Source organism: Paenibacillus sp. P3E (genome assembly GCF_001909045.1).
Classification (GTDB): Bacteria; Bacillota; Bacilli; order Paenibacillales; family Paenibacillaceae; genus Paenibacillus_AQ; species Paenibacillus_AQ helianthi.
The window spans coordinates 1-7,381 of sequence record NZ_LVWH01000042.1 but is presented as its reverse complement, the minus strand read 5'-3'; the positions used below and the strand labels follow the sequence as shown (position 1 = coordinate 7,381).

Annotated in this window: 6 protein-coding genes; all 6 read right to left on the bottom strand. The window is 49.7% G+C overall.

Annotated elements, in window-relative coordinates:
• Positions 1-631 precede the first annotated feature (631 nt).
• The gene (locus A3842_RS06100; RefSeq protein ID WP_074100787.1) at positions 632-2,296 is read right to left on the bottom strand and encodes a PAS domain-containing sensor histidine kinase; all 1,665 of its coding nucleotides are present in this window, start codon (positions 2,294-2,296) and stop codon (positions 632-634) included.
• Positions 2,297-2,623: 327 nt separating this feature from the next.
• Positions 2,624-3,325, bottom strand: a complete 702-nt coding sequence (locus A3842_RS06095; RefSeq protein WP_256701544.1) for an ABC transporter permease — start codon at positions 3,323-3,325, stop codon at positions 2,624-2,626.
• Entirely contained in the window at positions 3,309-4,226 is a 918-nt protein-coding gene (locus A3842_RS06090; RefSeq protein ID WP_074100785.1) for an ABC transporter ATP-binding protein, read from the bottom strand. Before A3842_RS06090 ends, A3842_RS06095 begins: the two co-directional genes overlap by 17 nt.
• A 139-nt stretch (positions 4,227-4,365) precedes the next feature.
• Entirely contained in the window at positions 4,366-5,301 is a 936-nt protein-coding gene (locus A3842_RS06085; RefSeq protein ID WP_074100784.1) for a sensor histidine kinase, read from the bottom strand.
• Positions 5,298-6,026 (bottom strand): response regulator transcription factor, encoded by a 729-nt coding sequence (locus tag A3842_RS06080; RefSeq protein ID WP_074084598.1) that lies wholly within the window; start codon positions 6,024-6,026, stop codon positions 5,298-5,300. Before A3842_RS06080 ends, A3842_RS06085 begins: the two co-directional genes overlap by 4 nt.
• Positions 6,027-6,141: 115 nt before the next feature.
• Positions 6,142-7,056, bottom strand: a complete 915-nt coding sequence (locus A3842_RS06075; RefSeq protein WP_074100783.1) for a DUF4362 domain-containing protein — start codon at positions 7,054-7,056, stop codon at positions 6,142-6,144.
• Between the last annotated feature and the right edge of the window lie 325 nt (positions 7,057-7,381).

Genomic DNA, 7,381 nt, shown 5'->3' with positions numbered 1-7,381 from the left:
GGAGCTCACGATTCTAACTAAGTGGATTTTCTCCACCTATTTTTTTGTCTTTTGTTCTTTTTCAGAATGTAAGTGGAATGTATCCACTTACATTCTGAGGAAATAACCAAAATGACCCCATTTAGCCGCTCCCGATTTATTTAGATTTACTTTTTCCACTTAACTTAAGGTTTACCTGATATTTCAATGAATTAGGTTTACTTTTTCCACTTAGCAACAGCGAACTTGCATTGAGCTGATAGGTTCACACATAAACACACTGAGCCACTAGGTTCACACATAAACGCATTGATCTGGTAGTTCACACATAAACGCACTGAGCCACTTAGTTCACACATAACCACATTGAGCCGATAGGTTCACACATAAACGCACTGAGTCACTAGGTTCATACATAAACGCATTGATCTGGTATTCACACATAAACGCATCGAGCCACTTAGTTCACACATAAACGCATCGAGCTACTAAATTCACACATAACCGGCTGCTGCACAAAAAAACAGCAAGCCCCCGGTCATAGCGTTCACCGGAGACGAGCTGTTTCCTACTATAAAAACCTCCAGCTGCTCGGCCGGAGTTAATTAGTAGGGGATTCCCGCCTCCTGATGTTTGGCACGCAGAGGCTAACTCAGAATGTCATATCCGACTCTATCTCTTCTTTGACGAAAGGAAGCATGAAGCGGAAGGTCGATCCCCGGTCTTCTTCACTCTCCACAAAGATGGTTCCGCCCATCAGCTCTACCAGCTGCTTACAGATGGCCAGTCCAAGACCCGTGCCCCCGTATTTGCGGTTAATGAACGGATGCAGCTGGGAGAAGGACTGGAACAGCAGATTCAGCTTACTGTCCGCAATCCCGACCCCTGTATCCCTTACCGAAAATTCCAGCAGATACTCCGGAGAAGCCGGCAGCTCGATATTCTTCACAGACAAGGTTACGCTTCCATGGTCAGTGAATTTCAGTGCATTGCCTACCAGGTTCACAATGATCTGCCGTAAACGGCTGGGGTCCGTGGTCACAATGGCTGGTACACTGGTATCTGCCCACCACCGCAGCGCGAGTTTTTTCTCCTCCGCTTTGGGGGTAAATAGATCAATGATGCTCTCAATCATTTCACGCAGATCGAATCTTTCCGATAGCAGCGGCATTTTGCCGGCTTCCATCTTACTGAAATCGAGGATATCATTCAGAATTTTGAGCAGGCTGTAGCTGCTGCTGCGCAGAATCTCGGCATAGGTACGCTGCTCTTCCGCGAGCTCTGTTTCCAGCAGCAGATCGGCCATCCCGATCATCCCGTTCATCGGAGTACGGATCTCATGGCTCATCATCGCGAGAAAATCGGACTTGGCTTGAGCTGCCTGCTCCGCCGTTTCTTTGGCCCGGAGAACCTCACGTTCATTGGAAGTATCACTGAAGGAACCTACCACACCGCATATGATCCCTTTGTGCAGAAGCGGTGCAATCCGGTAGCTGACAAAAAAACTGGTTCCGTCTTTTCTCCAGAAAATTTCATCCGTCTTGCTGCGGGTAATGCCATCCTGCAGGGTCTGCAAGATCGGACATTCACTCTGCTGGTACCTGGACCCGTCTCCACGGATGTGATGAATCTGATCGGCAAGGCTCCGGCCGATCAATTCGGAAGGCGTATAGCCCAGCATATCAGACCCTTCGCGGTTAATGAAGAATGTCCTGCCCTGTGTATCCAATCCAAAGATTCCCGCTGCAACAGAGTTGAGGATCAGAGCGAGATGCTTGTCCTCGGACATTTCCAGCACCAGTTCCGCCTTCTGCTGTTCCTGCGCTGCAGCGTTTTCAACCCGCTCCTCTTCAAATTCTGGTATCCGGTCATCTGTCCAAACCACGGGAGGACGATCTTCCCCAGTCAGGAGCCGGTGGAACCATTCCTGAAGCGAAAAAGTCAATCTGCAGCTCTGGTCATACCGGATAATGGCGAATATACCTGCGATTCCTTCTTCTGTTTTTACCGGCACATAGGTAATAGTGGTCAGGCTGCTTCCAGTGCTCTCTTCAGCTTCCAACTCAAAACTGGAACCGATACCGCCGAGTGCTGCGGCAAAATGTTCTTCTCCAGGAAGCTTCGGTACCACACGAAAGGATTGCTTATGGAGCTCTGCACCTGTTCCAGCGGCATCTTCTAATGGACGGTTACTGTCCACATACTGCCCCTGCCTGTCCAGCACAATAATCAGATCAGGATGATGATCGTATAACACTTTATAGGCACTTTCCTCCGAAAGCACCCGGTTCAGAATGGATAACCATTCTTTAGGCATAACCCACCTCCTCCGAGCTTCAATCTTGCGTTCGTCTGTTCAGAAGCTGCGGATAAACTATATATGTAATCTCAATCTCGACTGCCCTCAGGTAGCAGTTGCAATCAGCCACTATTGGGTATGATCAAAAATTGCTGAAATATATACTATTATAGCAAAAAACCGCAGCAGACCGCCATCAAAACATTGACACCATGCGGTTTTCCAGCAAAAAAAGTCCCTCTGGCAGATGAGCAAGGATATATGGAAATCCTTACTATCTACGGAGGAACCTTTGAACTCTGAATGCTAATGATGGAGGTGAATCTAGCGTGATTCCAAAAAAATTCAGGCAATATCCTTCTGTTCAATATTCCGGATGGACAGGTAGGCGATACCTGCGCCAACAAGGGCCAGTGCCAGAGAAACCCCTACCTGGTTGCCCATCCGAAAATTACCGAAGCCGGAGGAAATCAGGCTGACAACCAGCACCGCAGTAACGATGGTCGCCGGTACGGATTTTTTGCGCATCCCGATGAATAATGGAATTAAGCCAATACCCGCTGCATATACCGCGTCGGTACTGATTCTGATCAGCTCTGACGGAATACTATTGAGATCAAGCGAGCCCGGAATCACATGGGTGAAGGAGTTAATCCCCACCAGAATGGCGTTAAGCAGAATATCTGAGACAAAAATACTAACAACGGTAAACAAGAACACGATGATGATTTTGGCAGTCATGAGTTTCTTACGGGAAATGGGGTACATGAACAATAGAGTAATGGTGTTGTTCTTATACTCATCGATTACCAGCTTGCTCAGCACCACCGAAGCAAAAATGATAAAGGCTGCCTTGGTGAAGATATACACACCTTCGAACATATCCGCATACGTCTTGAATTCGCCGCCATTTTCACTCGTGTCGATGTAGGTGACGAGAATCATGAAGGCAAGAATGGCCAGATTGGCAATGACGACACCCTTGAGCAAGCCTAACAGCTTGTTTTTACGAATTTCCAGTTGAATTAGCTTAAGCAATACCTTCACCCCCCATCAGTTCCACAAAATGATCTTCAAGCGAATGATGCTTTTTACTCAGACTTTCCAGCTCCACATCCGCTTCGGCCAGCGCTTTGTTCAGTTCCCTCTGCTGCACGGCATCATAAATGCGGATGGTCCGGGGATCCAGCACCTTGAAGTTGGTGAGGCCCAGCTTATGCTCCAGAACATACACCGCTTTGCTGCTCTCTCCGGTAATCATTTCAATGTACTGCGTATCCCGGCTGCGGATCGTATCCATCGCCACTTCCTCCAGCAGGATTCCCTCACGGATGACACCGATCGTATCGGCTACCTGTTCAATCTCCCCCAGAATGTGGCTGGAGATCAACAGCGTCATTCCGTATTCCCGGCTCAGCATGCGGAACACCTCGCGCAGCTCCTTGATGCCCATAGGGTCCAGCCCGTTGATCGGCTCATCCAGAATGAGCAGCTCCGGCTTCGTCATCACCGCCCGGGCAATGCCCAGCCGCTGCTTCATCCCGAGAGAGAACTGCTTGACCGGCTTTTTGTCCACACCCTTCAGCTTCACCAGCTCCAGCGCCTCTTCCATGGCCTTCGCATCGTAGTAGCCCATATACTCTCCATGCAGTTGAAGATTTTCTCTGGCGGTCAGCTTATCGTAAAACACCGGATATTCTATAATACAGCCCATGCGCTTCAACATTTCATACGAGCGGTCAGTCATACTTTCACCGAAAAATTCAATGTTCCCCGCCGTCGGCTTTACCAGATTGGTGATCATTTTCATCACAGTGGTTTTGCCCGCGCCGTTGGGTCCCAGGAACCCGTAGATTTCGCCTTGCTTGATGCTCATATTCACGCCGTTCACAGCCTCTTTGCCTTGATACTCCTTGGTTAAATCCCAGGTCCGCAATATGGTAGTCATTTCCGTTATCCCCTTTGGCTCTTCGTTTGTCTTCCTGGTTCTTATTGTACACAGCGGAATTTTCTTTTTTATTACCTGAATCTTACGAAAATCTTAAGCTGCCGTAATCCAGGTATAACCGCCAGACCAGGAGGGCTTCTTAGAAGGTCAGCCTGCGAAAAGAAAGCGTAAATACGGTTTTGACGAAAGGCTTACTGCGCAGAGTAATGCTGCCGTTCATTTGCTCGGTTAACCTTTTGGTGATGGTCAGCCCGAGTCCGCTCCCCTGATAATCCCGGTTGCGGGAATCCTCCAGCGTGTAGAGCCGCTCAAAAACTTTATCCAGGTGGCCTTCGGTGATGCCCTTCCCCCGGTCCCATACCTCGATGCACACCTGATCCCCGTCGCTGTATAGCCGAAGTCCTAGTACTCCGCCGGCATCCCCGTATTTGATTGCATTAGACAGCAGGTTGGATAGCACCCGGTCCAGCGCCTCTCCGTTGCCCATGATGTACATCGCCTCATCCGGAATCTCGATCTCCACCTCACTACCCTTGGCACTCAGAATATCGTAAAAGGAAAGAATGTTCCGCCGGCAGATCTCCCCCAGCTCCACCCGCGACAGAGCGATCTCCTTATCCCCCGACTCCAGCTTGGCCAGATCAAAAAAGCTGTTCATCAGCCGGATCACTTCTTCTGCCTTGCCGTGAATCGTCCGCAGAATATGCTCCTGCTCCTCTTCCGTCATCGCCTGATCATGAAGAATCGTTTCAATATAACCAAGCACCACCGTCAGCGGAGTCTTCAGATCATGAGAAATATTCGCCAGCATGCTGCGCATGGACTTCTCCAGCTTGGCCAGTTCCACTGCACCCTTGTGGTTGACGTCCAGCAGCCGGTTCAGATCGGTAAGCAGCTTTTGCAGATGAGGATCGCTGTTGAACAGCAGCAGTCTTTCGTGGGAGCCGCGGTCCACAATTCCCTCAAGCTTGGTATGGATATATTCGAGCTGGCGGGAATGCTCCCGCAGACGCAGGTACTGCCAGAGGATCACAATTAGCAACAGCAGGATAGCCACACTGAGCAAAGCCATCATTCCAGCACATCCCCCAGCTTGTAGCCGATGCCCCATAATGTTTTGATGTATTCCGGCTTGGATGGATCATCTTCAATTTTTTCACGCAATCTGCGCATATGTACATTAATGACATTCTCGTCCCCGTAATAATCGTCTTCCCAGACACTGCTGTAAATCTGTGCTTTGGTGTACACCCGGCCGGGGCTGCTCACGAACAGCTTCAGAATCTGGAATTCCTTGGCGGTCAGCTTGACCTCCTCACCGTTCTTCAGTGCCGAGAAATTATCAAAATCCACGGTGAGTCCGCGCAGCGATATCCTGTTCGATTTCGCCTCCACCGGAGCCGTTTCCTGGCTGGCACTGCCTGCAGCGGCATATCCGGCCCTGCGGATCGCTGCCTTCACCCGTGCCGCCAGCTCGATCATCGAGAACGGCTTCGTAATATAGTCATCTGCGCCGAAGCCCAGGCCCAGCGCCTTGTCAACATCACTGTCCTTTGCGGACATGATCAGTACAGGCACCAGACTGTCCCGGCGGATCGTCTGCAGCACATCATTGCCGCTTCGTTTGGGAAGCATCAGATCCAGCAGAACCAGATCATAGGCGCCGCTGCGGTGAAACAGCCTCTCCGCTGCCTCACCGTCAAATGCCGTTTCCACCTCATACCCCTCTTTTACCAAATACGAGCGCACCATTTCACTTATCGCCTCGTCGTCTTCTATCAGCAGCACACGCTGTGGCATGTCTGAACCTCCCTGTAATTAAAAATATTTCGCACGTACAGCTCATCGCCGATTTATAGCTTGATTCCTTAAAATTATATCAGGCTTTGCTGTGCAGATTCATCCGATTATTGTCTTATTCGTACCCGCCCTCAGCTTCCGGCAGCTGCTTAAAGGCTTCATTGGCTTCAACCGTGTCTATGATGAACTGTGCCACCCCGGTCATGCTCAGGCCGTCCGTGCTAGTGTCGCATTCACTCCAGACATAATGACGCTCAGCGCCGTTGATTTGGACCGTCAGCTCATAGCTTATATAAGGCTTCCTGTTACATTCTGTGGACAGCTGCTTCTCTTCCTCCAGGTCACTACTGAGCACCAGCTCGCGATAAATACTCTGGCGGTCCTTATCCGGCAATGTATAATCATTAACTTCGGCCACTGAACCATTCCGCAAGTCCTTGACCAGCTTCTGCTCCCCAGTGTTGATCTCATTCTTGCGGTCCACTCCATATTTCAGCACAAACTCGAACCGGTCCTGCTTCGCCACATCATATTCGATCGATAATAGCTGCCGCTCTGCTTGCTCGCCATCGCACCCTGTCAGCGTATATGTCAGCAGGGTATTGGTCTCCACCCGCTCCAGCTCTGCGCAGGAAACCGTACGCACCTCAGGTGTGCCAAAGGCATCCTCCGTTGTGTCGACGGTGTATTGCAGTCTTCCTCCCTTGTACTCCAGCACCCTAAATATCGGATCACCCTCAATGGTATGCTGCACCACCCGCTGAACTCCGCTCCCCCGTTCGATAAATGCATCCAGTTTGTCCAGATTCTCCGTACCTAAGCTGTTGCGGTTGATCACATCCTCCTGCTCGTTCAGCTTGTGGCTGATCTTCGGATGGTTTGCCGAATCTTTATTCCAAGGCAGCAGGGAGCAGCCTGTAAATATAAACAGGGTCAGCAAGACGGTTAAAAGCATAAGGAATCCTCTCATGGTACGTCTGCTGACCACCTTAGGCAGGCGCGGCCATTTTGAAGAAAGGTGTGGACTCATCACATGAAGCCTCCTTTTCAGGGCTGATGGAAGTTGAACATTTGCTAAAGTATACCATTAATGAAAATCATCCGGTCCATTTCTATTTCAGTTTCACTAGAGGTAACCCAGGTAAGATGACATCCAACTGGTGACCCTAACCCCCACAGAACCCGGCGTGCGGATTTCCCACAACAGGCTCTTCAGAATTGGTTTTACAGTACAGCGTATGTCTTCAACCGCTGGTACGGAATGAAGATTTTCCTTCTGGAATAGATTGTACTCACAGTTCTCCAACATATAAAAATGTATTTTTTATAAATAATCCCATTTTAGTCATTGACTT